This window comes from Sphingopyxis yananensis, from assembly GCF_020687785.1.
GTDB classification, from domain to species: Bacteria; Pseudomonadota; Alphaproteobacteria; order Sphingomonadales; family Sphingomonadaceae; genus Sphingopyxis; species Sphingopyxis yananensis.
On sequence record NZ_JAJEWI010000005.1, the window covers coordinates 224046 to 241937 of the forward strand.

Sequence of the window (17892 nt, forward strand, 5' to 3'; positions counted from 1 at the left end):
ACGTAGCCGCGTTGGGCCAGTGATTTCAGGAGGCGGAGGCTTTACTGAAGGGGAACCCCTTGGTGTCTTCTGCCGTAAATATATATCGGTCTGAGGGTACTTTTTTTCAAGTATAGTGCTGCGTAATTTTCCTTAGATTTGGATAATTTCAGCTTGGATCGTTTTACGTTTCCTATATTACAATACGTAATAATCTATTTACATGGCATTATAGGTCGTTCTTGAGGATTTTACTCCTCATCATCCCCTTCACGGAAGTTGCTGCGGATCAGAATTTCTGTCGCTCCGTCGTGGGTCAGGCGTTCGATCAAGTCTAGGAGGGCTTCGGCGGGGGCGGTGCCTAGGTCTAGGGTGAGGGTGGAGAGGCGCGGGGGGGTGTCGTCTTCGTCCCATTCTTCGGCGGCGTAGAGGTCGGTGGAGCGGCCTGTGGCGGTTTCGGGGTCGGCTTCGCTTTCGGGGCTGCTTTGCTGGATTTGGGTGGCGGAGTGGATGGCGAAGGCGAAGGGCTCGCCATTGTCATAGGCGCGATCTTGAGGGTCCATCCATTCTTCGAGATAGTCGGCGATGAGGCTTTCGTCGCTGAGGGCGTGGTCGAAGGTGATTTGCGCGGCGCACCATGTGAAGGGGTGGACTTCCACCCTGACTGTGCCGAGGTTGAAGGCATAGGCGCGGGCGTGGGGGTCGTCTTCTTCGCTGGGGGGGTCTTGCCATAGTTCGACGGCGCGGGTGTTGTCGTCTTCGTCTTCGCCCATCAGGTCGGCGCGGAAGTGGCGGTAGGGGAAGGGGATGCTGTCGTCGCTGAGGGGGATGAGGAATTCGCTGACGACATCGGGGTTTTCCGATTTGGCGCGGGTGACGGCATCGGCGAAATATTCGGTGTAGCGGGCGTGGGCGCTGTCGATCAGCGAGATGAGCGAGATGGTCATGCGCGCCTTATGGCGCAAAGGCGCGGTGGTGAGAAGGGTATGTGCTGCCCTGTATGGGCGGGGATGGTGGGCTGATCTGGCGAGGGGTCGCTGGATCAGCCCGCACCGCAGGCGCGGAAAAAAGAAGGGGTTGCCTGCGGTGAACTGATTTGGGGTTAGGGATGAGGGTTAGTCATGTTCCCTGCCGTCGGCGCCCATATAGAGTTCGCTGCCCGTGGCTTTGAAGATTTTGGACATTTCGGCCATTCCGGCTTCGGCTTGTGCTTCGGTTTCGGACTTGGCTTCTGCCGCGATGAAGGCAGTGGCGGGTTGGTTTTGCTTGGCAGCGAAATCTCTCACTTCCTGACTGATTTTCATCGAGCAGAATTTGGGGCCGCACATGGAGCAGAAATGCGCGGTTTTGGCCCCTTCTGCGGGCAGGGTTTGGTCGTGGTAATTTTCCGCCGTGTCAGGATCGAGCGAGAGGTTGAATTGGTCGCGCCAGCGAAATTCGAAGCGGGCCTTGGATAAAGCATCGTCGCGGACTTTGGCGGCGGGGTGGCCTTTGGCAAGGTCTGCGGCATGGGCGGCGAGTTTGTAGGTGACAACGCCGACTTTGACGTCGTCGCGGTCGGGCAGGCCGAGATGTTCCTTGGGCGTGACGTAGCAGAGCATGGCGGTGCCGTACCAGCCGATCATCGCGGCGCCGATGCCGCTGGTGATATGGTCATAGCCGGGGGCAATGTCGGTGGTGAGGGGCCCCAAGGTGTAGAAGGGGGCTTCGCCGCACGCCGCCAATTGTTTGTCCATATTTTCTTTGATCTTGTGCATGGGGACGTGGCCGGGGCCTTCGATCATCACCTGCACGTCCTCCGCCCATGCGCGCTTGGTGAGTTCGCCCAAAGTGTAGAGTTCGGCGAATTGGGCTTCGTCATTGGCGTCGGCGATGGAGCCGGGGCGTAGGCCATCGCCCAAGGAGTAAGCGATGTCATAGGCCTTCATGATTTCGGTGATTTCGTCGAAGCGTTCGTAGAGGAAGCTTTCGCGGTGATGGGCGAGGCACCATTTGGCCATGATGCTGCCGCCGCGACTGACTATGCCCGTGACGCGGTTGGCGGCCAGCGGGATATAGGGCAGGCGGACGCCGGCGTGGATGGTGAAATAGTCGACGCCTTGTTCGGCTTGTTCAATGAGGGTGTCGCGGAAGATTTCCCATGTCAGCTCCTCGGCGATGCCGCCGACTTTTTCGAGCGCCTGATAGATGGGGACGGTGCCGATGGGGACGGGGGAGTTGCGGATGATCCACTCGCGCGTGTCGTGGATGTTGCGGCCCGTGGACAGGTCCATGACCGTGTCGGCGCCCCAGCGGATGGACCAAACGAGCTTGTCGACTTCGCTCGCCACATCGGATGCGACCGCGCTGTTGCCGATGTTGGCGTTGATTTTCACGAGGAAATTGCGGCCAATCGCCATGGGTTCGGATTCGGGGTGGTTGATGTTGTTCGGGATGATGGCGCGGCCACGGGCCACTTCGTCGCGGACAAATTCGGGGGTGACATAGTCGGGGATGGAAGCGCCCCAATCTTGGCCGTCGCGGATATATTCGGCCAGACGTTCGCGGCCCAGATTTTCGCGGGTGGCGACATATTCCATTTCGGGAGTGATGATGCCTTGGCGGGCATAATGCATTTGGCTGACGTTGTGGCCTGGCTTGGCGCGCAGCACCTGTTTGCGGACGTTGGGAAAGGGAGGGACGCCAGCCGACCGATCAGGGCCGAGTTGGCCGTTATCCTCGGGGCGGACTTCGCGCTGGGCGACTTCTTCGACGTCGCCGCGCGCGCGAATCCAGTCGCGGCGCAGTTCGGGCAGGCCTGCCGCAATGTCGATGGTGGTGGCCGCGTCGGTATAGGGGCCGCTGCTGTCATAGACGCGGATGGGTGGTTCACCGGAGGAGGGGGCTTGGTGAATTTCGCGCATGGCGACGCGCAGGCCGCTGGGCGTTTCGACGTGGATTTTACGGCTGCCGCGAATGGGGCCTGTGGTGACGCCGATAGTGGAAGCTTTGGTCATATTCTTCTCCGCTTTCATTATCGGAGTGAGAATACGGGGTTCCGGTGGATATAGGTGCGCCGGTAGCCGTCCCTCCCTCCGCCCGCATTACCGGGATCAGGTTCAACGGGTCGCGGGATATTCCGCTCTCAGCAGACGATTGCACGCCATGCTCCCCGGGGTATGTGGGATGGGCTATAGGTCCAAGAGATGGGGCTTGTCTAGGGCCTGACCCAGAACAGCGGCTTGCGGGGCGGGGCATTTGCTTTCATGGACAAGGCGGTAAGCATAAGCGCAGCGGTAGAATGAGAGTGGTCGATATGACGAAAGCATGGCGGTTGGCTGGATATGCGCTGATGGTGGTGACGGTGGTAATCGCCTTGGGGGCCAAACAAGGGTGGATGAGCGATTTTGGCCGCGTTCCGGCAGCGGCGGTGGCCATTATGACTGGCGCGTTCGGGATTGTGCTGGTGTTCACAGATATGATGGTGCGCGCGCTATATACGCAGACGGCGAAAATGGCTCAGGCCCAGTTGGATGTGGAACATATGCACGCGGAGCGGCCGGAAGCGGAACAAAATGCGGACGGGCGACCGGAGGCGTAGAGGAGGTGGGAGTAGAAATGGGCAGGGTGATCCGCAAAGCAGGCGTGTTGGGCGCGTTGATGGTGGCGGGACTGGCCGCGTGGACGGTGCCGCTGGCGGTTCAGGCGCAGGAAAAGGGCGGCGGGGATGGCGCTGGGGCGTTTTTGGAAGATGCCGCCGCGGCGTGCCGCCATGGTGATTTTTCCACCTTTTTGTTTAGCTTTTCTGCCGATGATGTCGTGCAGCAACGCTATAGCGCGGCGGTGATTTCCTTTGCGTCCATTGATGACCGGACGCCGCGTCCCGTGCGGTTGGAGCGATATTTGGACCTGGCATCTTTTCCGCTGCGGCCCATGGATACGCAATTTTATACGCGGCCATCGGTTGATACGATGCGCGGACATTTTGGCACCCACAAAGATTTGGTGCCGGTGGATTTTACGGTGGATGAGAGCGTGCCCAGCCGCCGCACGGTGAATTGGGTGTGGGGGCGCTTTGTCGATACGCCGGAGGAGGATGAAGGCATGGGTTATGCGTTTGAGAAAATCAGCGCTGGGGGGACGTTGATTTTTCGCGCCAAAGACGGTTGTTGGCAACTGGAAGGTGATATCAGGCATTGAGTGTGAAAGGGCAGAAAGCGACCACGGTTTCTGTTCGACTTATTGAATGCTTGGGATTAAGACCGCCGCATGACTGAACGCCCGCATACGCCGCTGCTGGACACGGTGGATGTCCCTGCTGACCTCCGCAAATTGAAACCCGAACAGCTTCGCCAATTGGCCGATGAACTGCGCGCCGAAATGATTTCGGCGGTGGGAACCACGGGCGGCCATTTGGGATCTGGTTTGGGTGTGGTCGAATTGACCACCGCGATTCATTATGTTTTCAACACCCCCGACGATAAATTGGTGTGGGACGTTGGGCATCAATGCTATCCGCACAAAATCCTGACCGGACGGCGGGACCGTATTCGCACCCTGCGCCAAGGCGGCGGTTTGAGCGGTTTTACCAAGCGGTCTGAGAGCGAATATGACCCCTTTGGCGCAGCCCACAGCAGCACCTCGATTAGCGCGGCGTTGGGCTTTGCCGTGGCGAATAAATTGCAGGGCAAAAACGGGCGCGGCATTGCGGTGATTGGCGATGGCAGCATGTCGGCGGGCATGGCCTATGAAGCCATGAACAATGCCAAGGCTGCCGGAAATCGTTTGATCGTCATTTTGAACGACAATGATATGTCGATTGCGCCGCCGGTGGGCGGATTATCGGCTTATTTGGCGCGGCTGGTGTCGTCACGGCCCTTTATTGGACTGCGCGAAGCCGCCAAGAAATTTGCCAAGCGCCTGCCCGAACCGCTGCAAGTGGCGGCGCGCAAGACCGATGAATATGCGCGCGGCATGGCGATGGGCGGCACATTGTTCGAGGAATTGGGCTTTTATTATATCGGCCCGATTGATGGTCATAATTTGGACCATCTGATTCCGGTGTTGGAAAATGTGCGCGACAGCGACCATGGACCGGTGTTGATTCATGCCGTAACGCGCAAGGGCAAGGGCTATGCCCCCGCCGAGGCGGCAGCCGACAAATATCATGGTGTGCAAAAATTCGACGTGGTGACGGGCGAGCAGCAGAAATCGCCGCCGGGACCACCCGCTTATCAGAATGTTTTTGGGGATACGCTGGCGAAATTGGCCGATAGCGACCCGCGCATTGTGGCGATTACCGCCGCCATGCCGTCGGGAACAGGCGTCGACCGTTTTGCCAAGGCGCACCCAGACCGGACATTTGACGTTGGCATTGCCGAGCAACATGCCGTGACCTTTGCCGCTGGATTGGCCGCCGAAGGGCTGCGGCCCTTTGCCGCTATTTATTCGACATTTTTGCAGCGCGCTTATGACCAAGTGGTGCATGATGTGGCGATTCAGAATCTGCCCGTGCGCTTTGCGATTGACCGTGCCGGTTTGGTCGGCGCGGATGGGTCGACCCATGCGGGGACATTTGACATCACCTATTTGGCGACTTTGCCCAATATGGTGGTGATGGCCGCCGCTGACGAGGCAGAATTGGTGCATATGACCTATACCGCCGCGCAATATGATGATGGGCCGATTGCCTTTCGCTATCCGCGCGGTGGCGGCATTGGCTTGGAATTGCCGGATGTGCCGATCAAGCTGGAAATCGGCAAAGGCCGCACGGTGAAGCAGGGCAAGACCGTGGCGATCTTGTCGCTGGGCACGCGCTTGGCGGAGGCACTGAAGGCGGCAGAGGATTTGGAAGCGCGCGGCCTGTCGACGACGGTGATCGATTTGCGCTTTGCCAAGCCGCTGGATGAAGATTTGATCCGCAAAGCCTTGGCCAATCACGAAGTCTGTGTGACCGTCGAGGAAGGCGCGATTGGCGGCATGGGGGCGCATGTGCTGACCATGGCCAGCGATTTGGGCTTGATTGATGCGGGATTGAAGCTGCGCACCATGCGCTTGCCCGACCTGTTTCAAGACCATGATAGCCCGCAGGCGCAATATGATGCGGCCCGCCTGAATGCGCCGCATATTGTTGAGACGGTGCTGACCGCGCTGCGTCACAATAGCGCGGGGGTGGCGGATTCGGCCTAGGGCGTCTGCACGATTTGGCAAATCAAAGCTTGGCAATTGGGCTGACGCGCGTCAGCCTAGGAAAAATGGTCGCAAAAAAGACGCGCAAAGCGGAATGAGAGAGAGGCGTGATGAACGGTTATGTCGAGTTTAAGACGATCGACGGGGAATATGTGGCGATTAACGCGGACCGCGTAAATTATGTGCGCCGCTATCGCGGCGGCGAAGATGCCAGCGCCGTGAATTTTGAAAAAGGCCATTATGTGGTGGTGCAGGGCAATTTGGCCGAAGTTACCGACGCATTGTCAAATGCTTGAGGTCCAACGCCTGAGGGCCTAATTCCTGACGCCTGAGTGTCCCGTGCTGGAGCAAGGGGGCGGACGGATTGGATGATGGAATAGCCATGTAGCAACAAAAAGGCCCGCCGGTGATGGCGGGCCTTTTTGTTGGAAAAGTGAAATCAGGCGGTCTGATTAGGCGCCTGGAATAGCGGTGCGGGCTTCGCGGCCATCGCCTTGGGGGGCGGCCAATATGTCGCGCACCGTGCGGCCCTTGTCGACCACTTGTGTGCTGGGGCTGCCGACATTGCTGCGGATGCCGGGGTCGGCGCGCTCGCCGTCGGCGCTGCCGATGATGGCATTTTCCGTTGCGCTGCGCGGGGCGGCGCCGCCGAACAGGGTGCGCAATGTTTGTTCCGCCGTGCTTTCGCCAGCAGGGCGGGCGGCACCGAGGGCGGGCGGGGTCAGCGCATATTCGGGCGGCACGATCAGCGGGGCTTGACGCGACACGGCGAATTCGTCGGGACGGTCGCGGTTGAACAAATTGTTCGATCCGCAAGCGGACAGACTGAGGGCCAATAAAGAGGCGGAGAGAATGGCTGTGTTACGCTTCACGGGAAAACTCCTGATACGCCCCATTGAGAAATTTGGTCATTGGCCAAGCGGCTTGGCGTCTGTGGGCTTTTTTTCGCCCAAAAAGATCGCGCGCGCAACCAGCAAAACCACGCCGATGGAAATACAGGCATCGGCGATATTGAAGATCATGAAGGGACGGAAAGCCCCAAAGTGCAAATCGGCAAAGTCCACGACATAGCCAAAGCGGACGCGGTCGATGATATTGCCGAGCGCCCCGCCGAGGATGAGGGACAAAGCGATGACGTCGCCTTTCTTCTCTTCCTTGGTCATCCAATAGGCGACGGCGGCGGCGACAAGGCCAGTGACGCCGACCAAAGTCCAGCGGGTGGTGTCGGTGCAATTGGCGAACATCGACAAGGAAATGCCGCAGTTTTCAGCCCATGTGAGGTTGAAGATCGGCAATATTTCGATGAATCCGCGCTGTTCCAAAGCCAAAGGCGAAATGATGATCCATTTCGTCAGCTGGTCCAGCACGAAGGCCAAAAGCGCAAAGGCCAAGCCCGTGCGGAAAGTGGATGGGGCGGCGTTGCTCATGCGGTTTTTAATACAGTGTCGCAGCGATTGCACAAGTCGCCATCACTTTCCACTTCGGGAAGGTGACGCCAGCAGCGGCCACATTTATGGTTTTCGGTGCGGGTGACGGCGAGTTCATCGCCTTCGCGGGCCACGGAAACGATGAACACCTCTTCCAACGCCGCCACATCGAGCGCGGGGTTGGGAATGGTGATTTCGGCTTCGAGGCTAGAGCGAATGGTTTTTTCGCGGCGGAAGGGTTCGATGGCGTTGGTGACGCTGACGCGTTGTTCGCGCACCATGGTCCATTTTTCGGCCAGAGCGGTGTCCGCTGCGGCGGTGATTTCGGGCCATTCCAGCAGGTGAACGCTGGTCGCTTCGGGGTAACGGGTGCCCCACACTTCTTCTGCCGTAAAGACCAGAACCGGTGCGGCATAGCGGACAAGGGCTTGGAACATGGTGTCCAAAACCGTGCGGTAAGCGCGGCGGGTGTCGGTGCCCAGCGGCGCGGCGGGGCCGAGGTCGCAATAGAGCACGTCTTTGCGGATGTCGAAATAGAAGGCGGACAGATCTTCGTTGCAGAAATCGGCCAAAAGGCGCGTGTAGCTGTTGAAGTCATAATCATCGACGGCCTTGGACAATTTCTTGTCCAGATCGGCCAGCAGGCCGAGCATATAGCGCTCGAGTTCCGGCATGGCCGCGACATCGGTGATGCGTTCTTCTTCGCTGAAGCCGTCGAGTGCGCCGAGCAAATAGCGGAAGGTGTTGCGCAGCTTACGATATTGATCGGCGACGCCAGCGAGGATTTCCTTGCCGATGCGGTGGTCTTCGGTGAAGTCGACGCTGAGCGCCCAGAGGCGCAAAATGTCCGCGCCATAATCGCGCATCAGGTCGATGGGGCTGATCGTGTTGCCCAGCGACTTGGACATTTTAAAGCCCTTGGCGTCCATGGTGAAGCCGTGGGTGAGCACGGCTTTATAGGGCGCTTGGCCGCGCGTGCCGCAGCTTTCGAGGAGCGAGCTTTGGAACCAGCCGCGATGCTGGTCGCTGCCTTCGAGATAGAGGTCGGCGACGTGGCTGCTTCCATCGCGGCGGACAAGGGCGGGCCAACGGCCGCTTTCCAGCACGAAGGCATGGGTTGAGCCGCTGTCGAACCAGACATCGAGAATGTCGACGATGCGTTCATAGTCCGCGATGTCATATTGATCGCCGAGATATTCTTGGGCGCGTTCGTCGGACCATGCGTCCACGCCTTGCTGCGCCACCGCCGTAATGATGCGGGCGTTAACGGCGGGGTCGTTCAGATATTGGCCGGTTTTGCGGTCCACGAACAGGGTGATGGGCACACCCCATGCGCGTTGGCGCGACAATACCCAGTCTGGGCGGCCTTCGACCATTGAGCCGATGCGGTTGCGGCCTTTTTCTGGGACGAAGCGCGTTTCGGCAATGGCTTGCAGGGCGGCTTGGCGCAAGGTGGGCGCGTCGCACAGATTTTCTTCGGCGGGGTTGAGCGCACCGCCTTCGCCTTCCCAGCGGCGCTCGAAGCGATCCTTGGGGGAGATGTGCGTCATCACCTTGTCCATCGGCACAAACCATTGCGGGGTGCAGCGGAAGATAACCTTGGCCTTGGAGCGCCAGCTGTGCGGATAGCTGTGGGCATAGTCGGCGGAGGCCGCGAGCAGCGCGCCGGTTGCGGTGAGGTCCGAGCAAATCGGGCCGTCAGGCGCGTTGAATTTCGGGTTGATGACCGACATGCGGCGCTCGTCATGGGCGCCGAGCCACAGCCAATCGTCGCGGTAGCGGCCATCGTTCATCACCGCAAATTGCGGTTCGATGCCATTGGCTTTGCATAGGTCGAAGTCATCTTCGCCGTGATCGGGGGCCATGTGGACAAGGCCGGTGCCGCTGTCGGTGGTGACGAAATCGCCAGCCAGCAGCGGACGCGGGCGGGCGTAGAAATCGCCCAGCGCGTGCATTGGGTGGCGGGCGATGGTGCCAGCGAGGTCTGCGCCTTTGAAGGTCGCAACGACTTCGAATCCGATCTTCGCGTTGGTGACTTGTTCCTTAGCGGCATATGCCTTGGTAAGGCGCGTCACGAAGTCGCCTGCCAGCGCTTCCGCTACAATGAATTGCTTATTCTGTAGTGAGGCTGGCAGTGGCGAGTTGCTTTGCTCCGCCAGACGAATGCAAGCGTAGTCGACATCTGGGCCATAAGCCAAGGCTTGGTTGACGGGGATGGTCCACGGGGTGGTGGTCCAGATAACGGCATAAGCGCCGACGAGTTCCGCGACGGCGCTTTGCGTGATTTCGAAGGCTACGTCGATTTGGGTGGACGTGATATTTTCATATTCGACTTCGGCTTCGGCCAGCGCCGTTTTTTCAACTGGCGACCACATCACGGGCTTGGCACCGCGATAGAGCATGTTGTTTTCGGCGAACTTGAGCAGTTCTGCGACGATGGTGGATTCGGCGGCGAAATCCATGGTGAGATAGGGATTTTCCCAATCACCGCCGATGCCGAGGCGTTTTAATTGTTCGCGCTGGGTGTCGACCCAACCGCGCGCATAGGCGCGGCATTCGGCGCGGAATTCCTCGACGGGGACTTCGTCCTTATTCTTCTTTTTCTTGCGGTAAAGTTCTTCGACTTTCCACTCGATGGGGAGGCCGTGGCAGTCCCAACCGGGGACATAAGGCGCGTCCTTGCCCTTGAGCGTTTGGGTGCGGATGACCATATCCTTGAGGATGTGGTTCAGCGCGTGGCCGATATGCATATCGCCATTCGCATAGGGCGGACCATCATGCAGAATGAATTGGCGGCGGCCTGCGCGGGCGGCACGGATCTGCTTTTCCAGATCTTGCTCGGCCCATTTGGCCAAAATTTTGGGTTCCTTCGCGGGCAATCCGGCCTTCATAGGGAAGTCCGTCTTGGGAAGGAAAACAGTATCGCGATAGTCGGGCGCAGTGTCGGTCATGCTGCGCGCTTAACGCAGTTTTGCGCCCGAACCAAGCATGGGATGCGCCAAAAGATCGGTTTTTGGTTTAAAGTGACGCCAGTAAGCTGCGGGCTTGATCGCAATCGGCGGCGATTTGGTCGATCAGCGCGTCCATGGAGTCAAATTTGGCCTCGCCGCGCAGGAAGTGGCGGAATTCGACGTCCACGCTTTGGCCGTATAAATCTTCGGCGAGATCAAAGAAATGCGGTTCTAGCAATTCCTTGGGTGGGTCAAAGCTGGGGCGGATGCCGATATTGGCTGCGCCTTTTAGGACACGCCCATCAGCGAGGCGGCCTGTGATGGCGTAAATGCCGTAAAGCGGGCGCACATAATTGCCCATATCGACATTGGCGGTGGGGAAGCCCAGTTTTCGGCCATTTTTATCACCATGTTGGACGGTGCCGCGCACCGTGAAGGGGCGGGTGAGCAAGCGGGCGGCGGTGGCGCAGTCGCCCGCGCGCAAAGCGTCGCGGATGCGGCTGGAGGAGATCACTTCGTCACTATCGTCCACAGGGGCAACCATTTCGGTGAAGAAGCCGTGGCGGCGGGCATGGTCCGCAAGGGTGACGACATCGCCGCTGCGGCCCCGACCGAAGACAAAATCTGCGCCCGTGACAACGCCTGCCGCGCCATAGCGGGCGAGCAGCAATTGGGTGATGAAATCTTCGGCGCTGGTGGCGGCCAATTGCGCGTCAAAGGGCAGGACGAGCATAGCGTCTGCGCCCAAAGCGGCCAGATAATCTTGGCGTTGATCCAAGCTGGTGAGGCGGAAAGGTTCCGCATCGGGTTTGAAATGGCGGACGGGGTGCGGGTCGAAGGTGGCGACAATGGCCGGACGCCCTTCGTCGCGGGCGTGGCGCACGGCGCGCCCGATCACCGCTTGATGGCCGCCGTGCACGCCGTCAAAATTGCCAAGAGCGATGACCGCACCGCGCAGATCATCGGGGATGGGGAGATGCCCGTCGAGGCGAATCATGGGGCCGAACTTTCCAATGGCAGGAAATAAGGGGGTGCTGATTGCATTAGCCCTGCCGCGTGAAGGTGACAAAATCAAAGGCCGGACGGGGGCCGTCGGCGGGGTGAGAAACGCGCGCGCTTTCGCGCCACATGGCAGGGTCGGGGTAAGCGATGCTGGCGTCGCCTTGGGGCGACAAATGCACTTCGGTCAGTTCGATGCGGGTCGCGAGTGGCAGGAAGAGTTGGTAAACTTCTGCTCCGCCAATGACCATGACATGCGGGCTGTTGGCGCTTTTTAACGCTTGTTCGACGCTGTGGACGGGTTCGGCCCCTTCGTCTTCCCAATCCAGATTATGAGTCAGGACAATATGCCGCCGCCCTTCGAGCACTGCGGGCAGGCTGTCGAAGGTTTTGCGCCCCATGATCATGGGGCGATTCATCGTCAATTGTTTGAACCGGCGCAAATCAGCCGGCAGATGCCACGGCATTTTGCCATGCGCGCCAATCACACCATTGTCAGCACGGGCCAAAATCAGCGTGATATCCGGTCGGTTCATATGGCATCCCCCAAGGAAGAATTATGTATTATCGCTGTATCAGTCAGCGCCCTGATCATCGCCGACCCATGTGACATGCCCCAGCTTGCGACCATCGCGCACTTGGCTTTTGCCATAATGGTGAACATGAGCAACGGACTTTTCCAAAAGTTCGGGGATGGCGTATATTTGATCACCAATCAGATTGTTCATCCGCACGGGCAGAATCGGCACGCTGGTGTCGCCCAGCGGCAAGCCGGCAATGGCGCGGATATGGTTTTCAAACTGGCTGGTGCGCGCCCCTTCGATGGTCCAATGGCCGCTGTTGTGCACGCGGGGGGCCATTTCGTTGAATATGGGACCGCTGGATGTGGCGAAAAATTCGCCGGTTAGCACGCCGACATAATCCAGACCCTCGGCCACTTCGGCCATCATGGCGCGGGCGGCGGGTTGTTGGTCGATGACAATGGCGGGCGGCGGCAGGGTGGAGGTCGCGAGGATGCCGTCTTGGTGGACATTCAGGCTGCTGTCCCAGAAGCGCATTTCGCCGTCTTGGCCGCGCACCATGATGACGCTAAATTCATGATCGAAAGATACAAAGCCTTCGAGAATGGCGGATTGTTTGCCAATGGCGGCCCATGCGGCGTCGGCATCATCGGGCGATTGTAGGCGGAACTGGCCCTTGCCATCATAGCCCATGCGGTTGGTCTTGAGGATGGCGGGGGTGCCGATTTGGGCAATCGCTTCGTCCAGCGCGGCGCGGTTGGGGACGGCGGCGAAGGGAGCCGTACGGCCCCCCATGTCGGCGACGAAATGTTTTTCGGCCAAACGGTCTTGCGCGATTTCCAAGGCGCGGGCACCGGGGTGAACCGCGACATGGCCGGACAGGAAACGGATGGTGTCGACGGGAACATTTTCAAATTCCAGCGTGACGACGTCGCATTTGGAGGCGAAGCCCGCGAGGCGTTGTTCATCGTCCCATGCGGCGCGGGTGTGATGGGCCGCGACATGGGCCGCCACCGATTCGGCGTCGGGAGCATAAATATGGATTTGATAGCCCAATTGCGCGGCGGGGATCGCCAACATGCGGCCCAATTGGCCGCCGCCCAAAATTCCGATGGTCGATCCGGCAGGGAGCATGATGTTCAGCCTTCGATTGCAGCGCGGGTGGGGATGACGGCGACGCTGTCGCTTTGCGCGCTGCGCCATGCGTTGAGATGGTCAGCAATAGCGGGATTTTCATTGGCCAACATGGCGGCGGCGAAGAGGCCAGCGTTTTTCGCGCCGGCTTTGCCAATCGCAAAGGTGGCGACGGGGACGCCGCCGGGCATTTGCACAATGGAATAGAGGCTGTCGACACCGCTGAGGGTCGAGGTTTGTACCGGTACGCCCAGCACCGGAAGCCGTGTCATGGACGCCACCATGCCGGGGAGATGGGCCGCGCCGCCTGCGCCTGCGATGATGGTTTTTAGGCCGCGATCCGCCGCCGTTTTGGCATATTCGACCAAGCGGTCGGGGGTGCGGTGAGCAGAAACAATGCGCACTTCATGGGGAATGCCAAATAGTTCGAGAATCTGAACCGCATGCTCCATGGTCGGCATATCGGATTGGCTGCCCATGATGACGCCGACGAGCGGTGCGTTGGCTTGCATATTGACCTGTACCCCTGATGATCTGACGATTCACACCGCCGGTGATGATCGTCCCCCCCTAGCGATTCGTGGGCGCGCGGGCAATGTTGGGAAGTGGTTGGATAAAATACAGCCAAAATGAACCGCAAATGGGTTAATTTACCCCTTGCTAGGAAGTGGGGTGGTAATGGCATAAGGGGTGTCATTAGGCAGCTGGGGGGCAAGATGTGATGGGCGGCGTGACGCTGGACATGGAAAGGCGAGCGGGAGGCGAGCAAAATGCTGCGCCTGCGGCGGCCATCCCGATGAGCCAGCAGGAGGCGGGTGCCCCGAACGACATATTGATGATGCAGGAACCAGCGATTTTGGATGAGGCCGCATTAGGGGAGGCGGGGGTGTTGCAGGAACTGGCTGCGCTACGTCAGCTATGTTCACAGTTGCAACAGGAAAATGGAGCGCTGCGCGCCGCCATGGTGGAATTGGAACGAGTGGCGCAGCGCGATACGTTGACGCCGCTGTACAATCGGCGTCATTTTTTATCCTGCATTAAAAAACAATTGGTTAAGCTGCAGCCGCACGAAGAACGTGGGGCCGTGGTGTTTATGGATATGAACCAGTTGAAGGCCATTAATGACCGTTATGGTCATGCAGCCGGGGATTTTGCGTTGGTCGAAGTGGCGGCGCGGGTGGAAGCCCAATTGGGGACGGGGGATATGGCCGCACGCATTGGCGGCGATGAATTTGGTTTGTTGTTGGCGAGCGCGGACCGAGAGGATGCGCGGGCGCGGGTGCGATGCATTGAGGCGGCCTTGGCTGATTTGCCCGCGATGTTTGAGGGACAGGCTATTGGTCTGTCGGCCTGCTATGGTGTGGCGATGCTGCGCGGCGGGGAGAGCGGGGTTAGCATTTTGGCAGAGGCCGATCGGGATATGTATGTGTCGAAGCATATTGCGCGGGCCCATCAACGGCCGTGAAATATGTCCGCTCTGGCGGATATTGGGGCTTTTGGGCCTGAGAATGTAAGCGATATTTCATAAATTTCCGTCAGTCTTTTGGTGCCCGCGCTGAATCTGGCGCGGTATTAGGAGGTGGTCTATGCCTGTGCCTTGTGTCGATCATTATGCCGCGCCGCGCGGAGAATTGGGGTTCCGGCACGGGATGGCCGAGCCGATTCGCCGGCTACGGGCGCGTTTGGTGCGGATGAATCATCGGCAGATTCGGGCCGAGGCGGGGCACTTGCACCGCATAGCGGGGGAGCAGGGATTGGCTTTGCTGGCCTGTTTGGCGCAGCAGATGATCCGGCAATTGGGGCCAAATGAGGGAAGGGGCGTAGCCTTGGCTTATTTGGATGCCATGGTTGATGCTGCAGCAAGTCCAGATTTTGGGGTCTGTGATCGCCATGCTGACCATTGGTTGGCGTTGGTTGCGGTGCGATTGGGTGTGTAGCGGAACGGACCCTGATGATTCCGCGATGGCGGAAAAGTGAGCGCGGCGGGTCTGGCCTGTTCGCTTGCAAGCCTTGCGGCCTTTGGTCCAAATATTGGGTCGTAACATCTTTGTTTGATGCGAACATTGCAGGGTAATTATGGTTTTGATCGATTTTTTCGATCTGTGTGATGTAGGCTTATGACGGGCCATATTGGAATAATGGTCTTATATTAGCAGTCTAACCACGACGACCGCCATAAGAGCGGTTGTGCTTGCCCTGCGGCGCGGTGCGCGTCAGATTAGGGTATTGAGCGGAAAGGAATTTTACATGGCCCATGATGAAGGCAAGAATGAATATTCGGTGGTGGATGCGCTGAATGCGGTGTTGGCGGATAGCTATGCCTTGTTTTTGAAGACCAAAAACTATCATTGGCATGTATCGGGCCCGCGTTTTCGGGATTTGCACTTGTTGTTCGATGAGCAGGCCTTGCAGATTATGGCCAGCACCGACTTGATCGCGGAACGGGTCCGCAAAAATAGCGCGGCGACGCTGCGTTCCATTGGCGATATTGCCCGCCGTCAGACGATTAAAGATGATGATGCCGCCAATGTGACCGCTGAGGCTATGGTGCGCAATTTGGCTGCCGATAACCGTGTTTTGGTTGAGCAGCTGCGAGTCGCCAAGGCGGCGGCGGAAGCGCAGGGTGATATTGCGACCAGCGGTCTGGTCGATGGCTGGGTGGATGAAGCCGAGCAGCGTATCTGGTTTTTGGAAGCCACCGCAGCATGATGGCCACGGCCTTGCCAGTTTGGGTGATCAAGCGGAATCGCGCATCGCGGATCTGATAGGCGACCCCGTGCGGGTGGAACCATGATAAAAAAGGGCGACGGGTTTTCCGGTCGCCCTTTTTTATCATCTGAAAATGGTCGAAATGATCGAAATGATCGATATTTAGCAGTCCAGCGCCATGGGGGTGCGTTGCTGGAAAGAGGCTGGAAATAAAGCGTAAAAAAAATGGAGCCGCTAAGCGGCCCCATCTTTTAAGCCCTATTGGGCTGATTAGTCAGCCGAAGCTTCGATGTTGACGGCAGCAAATTTGCCGCGATCATCGACTTCGATATCGAAAGCGACGCGGTCGCCTTCTTCGAGGCCGGTCATGCCAGCGCGTTGAACGGCGCTGATGTGCACGAAGGCGTCTGCTTGGTTGTCATCGCGTGCGATGAAGCCGAAGCCCTTGGTCGCGTTGAAGAATTTCACGGTACCCGAAGTGCGTTCGCCGGTCAGTTGACGGCGACCACGTGCGCCGCGAGGGGCGTCGTCACGCGGGCCGCGATCGTCGCGGCGCGGTGCGAATTCTTCGACCGGCATGGGTTCGCCTTCGATCTTGAGATCGATGGCCGAAATTTTGCCATTGCGTTCCACCAAGGTGAAGCCCAGCGGTTGACCCGAAGCCAGACCGGTCAGGCCGATTTGTTCGACTGCGCTGATGTGCACGAATACGTCTTCGCCGCCGTCATCGCGAGCAACAAAGCCGAAGCCCTTGCCAGCGTTGAAGAATTTTACGGTGCCGGTGCCTTCACCAACAACCTGTGCGGGCATGCCGCCGCCACGACCGCCGCCGAAGCCGCCACGATCACCGCCGCCGAAGCCGCCGCCGCGATTGCCGCCGCCGAAGCCGCCGCGATCACCGCCGCCGCCGCCGCCGAAACGGTCGCCGCCGCCGAAGCCGCCACGGCCCCCACGGTCATCGCCGCCGAAACCGCCACGGCCACCGCCATAGCTGTCACCGCCATAAGGTGCAGGTTCGAAACCACCTTCGAAACCACCACCAAAATCATCGCGCCCGCGGCGTCCACGGTGACCACGGCGATCTTTGTTGAAACTCATTGGCTAATATTCGCTTTCAGCACGTCCACACCCCACTCGACCGGCGATATGCGCCGGACGGGAGACGCAGTTCGCCATGGACGCGGACTCGCCCACGCCACTAAGGAAACAATATATAAACTATTACTCCGCGTTACGCGAATAGAAAATGCATCCGCTGAGCAAGGGATAAATCACGCTTCGTCGCAGGGCATAGCGAGGGGGCTGCGGCTGTTTTCTATCATATCCGAATTTGTCGCAGCGAAGCATTGAGCAGCGCGTCGGCTTGCCCTAAGACAATCGGCTATGAGCGTATATTTCCACGAAGAAGATCTGCCTGAAGGCGTGCTTGCCGACGGGCCTGTGGCCATCGATACCGAGACGATGGGCCTGAACCCGCTGCGCGATCGCCTGTGCGTTGTGCAGATTAGCGACGGAAAAGGGGACGAGCATTTGGTGCGTTTCGGCCCGAATAGCCGATTTGATGCGCCGGTGCTGAAGGCCATTTTGATCGACCCTGCCCGATTGAAGCTGTTCCATTTTGGCCGATTCGATATTGCGGCGATGCAGCAAGCCTTTGGCGTGGTGACGGCCCCTGTCTATTGCACCAAAATCGCGTCGCGCTTGGTGCGAACCTATACGGACCGTCATGGGTTGAAAGAATTGGTCCGCGAATTATTGGGCCAAGATGTGTCCAAACAGCAACAGTCCAGCTATTGGGGTGCGGCGGAACTGACCGACGCCCAAAAGGATTATGCCGCGAGTGACGTGCGATTCTTGCACGCCATGAAGGCCGTATTGGACGAGCGTTTGGTGCGGGAAGGCCGTATGGAGTTGGCCCAAGCTTGTTTTGATTTTTTGCCGACCCGTGCGGCACTGGATTTGGCAGGGTGGCCGGAAACAGATATTTTCGCCCATAGCTGAGGG

18 protein-coding genes and 1 riboswitch are annotated in these 17892 nt (G+C 58.9%); of the genes, 8 read left to right on the forward strand and 10 right to left on the reverse strand.

The window, feature by feature from the left end; all coding sequences use genetic code 11:
* Positions 1-230 precede the first annotated feature (230 nt).
* Together LKO31_RS03595 and thiC are read right to left on the reverse strand one after the other, a co-directional pair.
* The gene (locus LKO31_RS03595) at positions 231-926 is read right to left on the reverse strand and encodes a hypothetical protein (RefSeq protein ID WP_227688705.1); all 696 of its coding nucleotides are present in this window, start codon (positions 924-926) and stop codon (positions 231-233) included.
* Between the two features lie 168 nt (positions 927-1094).
* The gene (thiC, locus tag LKO31_RS03600; protein ID WP_227688706.1) at positions 1095-2975 is read right to left on the reverse strand and encodes a phosphomethylpyrimidine synthase ThiC; all 1881 of its coding nucleotides are present in this window, start codon (positions 2973-2975) and stop codon (positions 1095-1097) included.
* A 56-nt stretch (positions 2976-3031) separates the two neighbouring features.
* Positions 3032-3143, reverse strand: a riboswitch (TPP riboswitch).
* A 131-nt stretch (positions 3144-3274) separates the two neighbouring features.
* On the opposite strand from thiC, the gene LKO31_RS03605 reads away from it, so the two are divergent.
* The 4 genes from LKO31_RS03605 to LKO31_RS03620 all read left to right on the forward strand — a co-directional run bounded on the left by LKO31_RS03605 (position 3275) and on the right by LKO31_RS03620 (position 6443).
* Positions 3275-3559, forward strand: a complete 285-nt coding sequence (locus LKO31_RS03605) for a hypothetical protein (protein WP_227688707.1) — start codon at positions 3275-3277, stop codon at positions 3557-3559.
* Positions 3560-3576: 17 nt separating this feature from the next.
* On the forward strand, positions 3577-4158 hold the full coding sequence (locus LKO31_RS03610; protein ID WP_227688708.1) for a hypothetical protein: 582 nt from the start codon (positions 3577-3579) through the stop codon (positions 4156-4158).
* Positions 4159-4227: 69 nt separating this feature from the next.
* Entirely contained in the window at positions 4228-6147 is a 1920-nt protein-coding gene (dxs, locus tag LKO31_RS03615) for a 1-deoxy-D-xylulose-5-phosphate synthase (RefSeq protein ID WP_227688709.1), read from the forward strand.
* A gap of 110 nt (positions 6148-6257) precedes the next feature.
* Positions 6258-6443, forward strand: a complete 186-nt coding sequence (locus LKO31_RS03620) for a hypothetical protein (protein WP_227689561.1) — start codon at positions 6258-6260, stop codon at positions 6441-6443.
* A 156-nt stretch (positions 6444-6599) separates the two neighbouring features.
* Here LKO31_RS03620 and LKO31_RS03625 read toward each other — a convergent pair whose 3' ends face one another.
* From LKO31_RS03625 to purE, 7 genes are all read right to left on the reverse strand, one after another.
* Complete coding sequence (locus LKO31_RS03625) at positions 6600-7019, reverse strand: DUF3035 domain-containing protein (protein ID WP_227688710.1); 420 nt, start codon at positions 7017-7019, stop codon at positions 6600-6602.
* A gap of 36 nt (positions 7020-7055) precedes the next feature.
* Entirely contained in the window at positions 7056-7574 is a 519-nt protein-coding gene (gene lspA / locus LKO31_RS03630) for a signal peptidase II (RefSeq protein WP_227688711.1), read from the reverse strand.
* Positions 7571-10525 (reverse strand): isoleucine--tRNA ligase, encoded by a 2955-nt coding sequence (gene ileS, locus LKO31_RS03635; protein ID WP_227688712.1) that lies wholly within the window; start codon positions 10523-10525, stop codon positions 7571-7573. Before ileS ends, lspA begins: the two co-directional genes overlap by 4 nt.
* Before the next feature lie 67 nt (positions 10526-10592).
* Positions 10593-11522, reverse strand: coding sequence for a bifunctional riboflavin kinase/FAD synthetase (locus tag LKO31_RS03640; RefSeq protein WP_227688713.1), 930 nt, complete (start codon positions 11520-11522; stop codon positions 10593-10595).
* 46 nt (positions 11523-11568) lie between these two features.
* A complete protein-coding gene (locus tag LKO31_RS03645) occupies positions 11569-12060 on the reverse strand; it encodes a dihydrofolate reductase (RefSeq protein WP_227688714.1) in 492 nt (163 codons plus the stop codon).
* Between the two features lie 39 nt (positions 12061-12099).
* A complete protein-coding gene (locus LKO31_RS03650; protein WP_407699240.1) occupies positions 12100-13179 on the reverse strand; it encodes a 5-(carboxyamino)imidazole ribonucleotide synthase in 1080 nt (359 codons plus the stop codon).
* A 5-nt stretch (positions 13180-13184) separates the two neighbouring features.
* Positions 13185-13691, reverse strand: coding sequence for a 5-(carboxyamino)imidazole ribonucleotide mutase (gene purE / locus LKO31_RS03655; RefSeq protein ID WP_227688715.1), 507 nt, complete (start codon positions 13689-13691; stop codon positions 13185-13187).
* A 209-nt stretch (positions 13692-13900) separates the two neighbouring features.
* Here purE and LKO31_RS03660 point away from each other — a divergent pair, with 209 nt between their 5' ends.
* The 3 genes from LKO31_RS03660 (at position 13901) to LKO31_RS03670 (ending at position 15888) form a co-directional block, all read left to right on the forward strand.
* On the forward strand, positions 13901-14644 hold the full coding sequence (locus LKO31_RS03660; protein ID WP_227689563.1) for a GGDEF domain-containing protein: 744 nt from the start codon (positions 13901-13903) through the stop codon (positions 14642-14644).
* A 121-nt stretch (positions 14645-14765) separates the two neighbouring features.
* Positions 14766-15116 (forward strand): hypothetical protein, encoded by a 351-nt coding sequence (locus LKO31_RS03665; protein WP_227688716.1) that lies wholly within the window; start codon positions 14766-14768, stop codon positions 15114-15116.
* A gap of 310 nt (positions 15117-15426) precedes the next feature.
* On the forward strand, positions 15427-15888 hold the full coding sequence (locus LKO31_RS03670; RefSeq protein WP_227688717.1) for a Dps family protein: 462 nt from the start codon (positions 15427-15429) through the stop codon (positions 15886-15888).
* A 270-nt stretch (positions 15889-16158) separates the two neighbouring features.
* Here the strand turns inward: LKO31_RS03670 and LKO31_RS15065 are convergent, their stop codons facing one another.
* On the reverse strand, positions 16159-16986 hold the full coding sequence (locus LKO31_RS15065; protein ID WP_320443476.1) for a cold-shock protein: 828 nt from the start codon (positions 16984-16986) through the stop codon (positions 16159-16161).
* Positions 16987-17271: 285 nt separating this feature from the next.
* Here LKO31_RS15065 and LKO31_RS03685 point away from each other — a divergent pair, with 285 nt between their 5' ends.
* Positions 17272-17889: a ribonuclease D gene (locus LKO31_RS03685; protein WP_227688718.1), complete on the forward strand. Its 618-nt coding sequence runs from the start codon at positions 17272-17274 to the stop codon at positions 17887-17889.
* The last annotated feature ends 3 nt before the right edge of the window (positions 17890-17892 follow it).

Excerpts from the sequence above, each read along its gene's own strand:
- LKO31_RS03595 (WP_227688705.1), bottom strand. The coding sequence starts at position 926 with ATGACCATCTCGCTCATCTCGCTGATCGACAGCGCCCACGCCCGCTAC.
- thiC (WP_227688706.1), bottom strand. The coding sequence starts at position 2,975 with ATGACCAAAGCTTCCACTATCGGCGTCACCACAGGCCCCATTCGCGGC.
- LKO31_RS03605 (WP_227688707.1), top strand. The coding sequence starts at position 3,275 with ATGACGAAAGCATGGCGGTTGGCTGGATATGCGCTGATGGTGGTGACG.
- LKO31_RS03610 (WP_227688708.1), top strand. The coding sequence starts at position 3,577 with ATGGGCAGGGTGATCCGCAAAGCAGGCGTGTTGGGCGCGTTGATGGTG.
- dxs (WP_227688709.1), top strand. The coding sequence starts at position 4,228 with ATGACTGAACGCCCGCATACGCCGCTGCTGGACACGGTGGATGTCCCT.
- LKO31_RS03620 (WP_227689561.1), top strand. The coding sequence starts at position 6,258 with ATGAACGGTTATGTCGAGTTTAAGACGATCGACGGGGAATATGTGGCG.
- lspA (WP_227688711.1), bottom strand. The coding sequence starts at position 7,574 with ATGAGCAACGCCGCCCCATCCACTTTCCGCACGGGCTTGGCCTTTGCG.
- ileS (WP_227688712.1), bottom strand. The coding sequence starts at position 10,525 with ATGACCGACACTGCGCCCGACTATCGCGATACTGTTTTCCTTCCCAAG.
- LKO31_RS03640 (WP_227688713.1), bottom strand. The coding sequence starts at position 11,522 with ATGATTCGCCTCGACGGGCATCTCCCCATCCCCGATGATCTGCGCGGT.
- LKO31_RS03645 (WP_227688714.1), bottom strand. The coding sequence starts at position 12,060 with ATGAACCGACCGGATATCACGCTGATTTTGGCCCGTGCTGACAATGGT.
- LKO31_RS03650 (WP_407699240.1), bottom strand. The coding sequence starts at position 13,179 with ATGCTCCCTGCCGGATCGACCATCGGAATTTTGGGCGGCGGCCAATTG.
- purE (WP_227688715.1), bottom strand. The coding sequence starts at position 13,691 with ATGCAAGCCAACGCACCGCTCGTCGGCGTCATCATGGGCAGCCAATCC.
- LKO31_RS03660 (WP_227689563.1), top strand. The coding sequence starts at position 13,901 with ATGGGCGGCGTGACGCTGGACATGGAAAGGCGAGCGGGAGGCGAGCAA.
- LKO31_RS03665 (WP_227688716.1), top strand. The coding sequence starts at position 14,766 with ATGCCTGTGCCTTGTGTCGATCATTATGCCGCGCCGCGCGGAGAATTG.
- LKO31_RS03670 (WP_227688717.1), top strand. The coding sequence starts at position 15,427 with ATGGCCCATGATGAAGGCAAGAATGAATATTCGGTGGTGGATGCGCTG.
- LKO31_RS15065 (WP_320443476.1), bottom strand. The coding sequence starts at position 16,986 with ATGAGTTTCAACAAAGATCGCCGTGGTCACCGTGGACGCCGCGGGCGC.
- LKO31_RS03685 (WP_227688718.1), top strand. The coding sequence starts at position 17,272 with ATGAGCGTATATTTCCACGAAGAAGATCTGCCTGAAGGCGTGCTTGCC.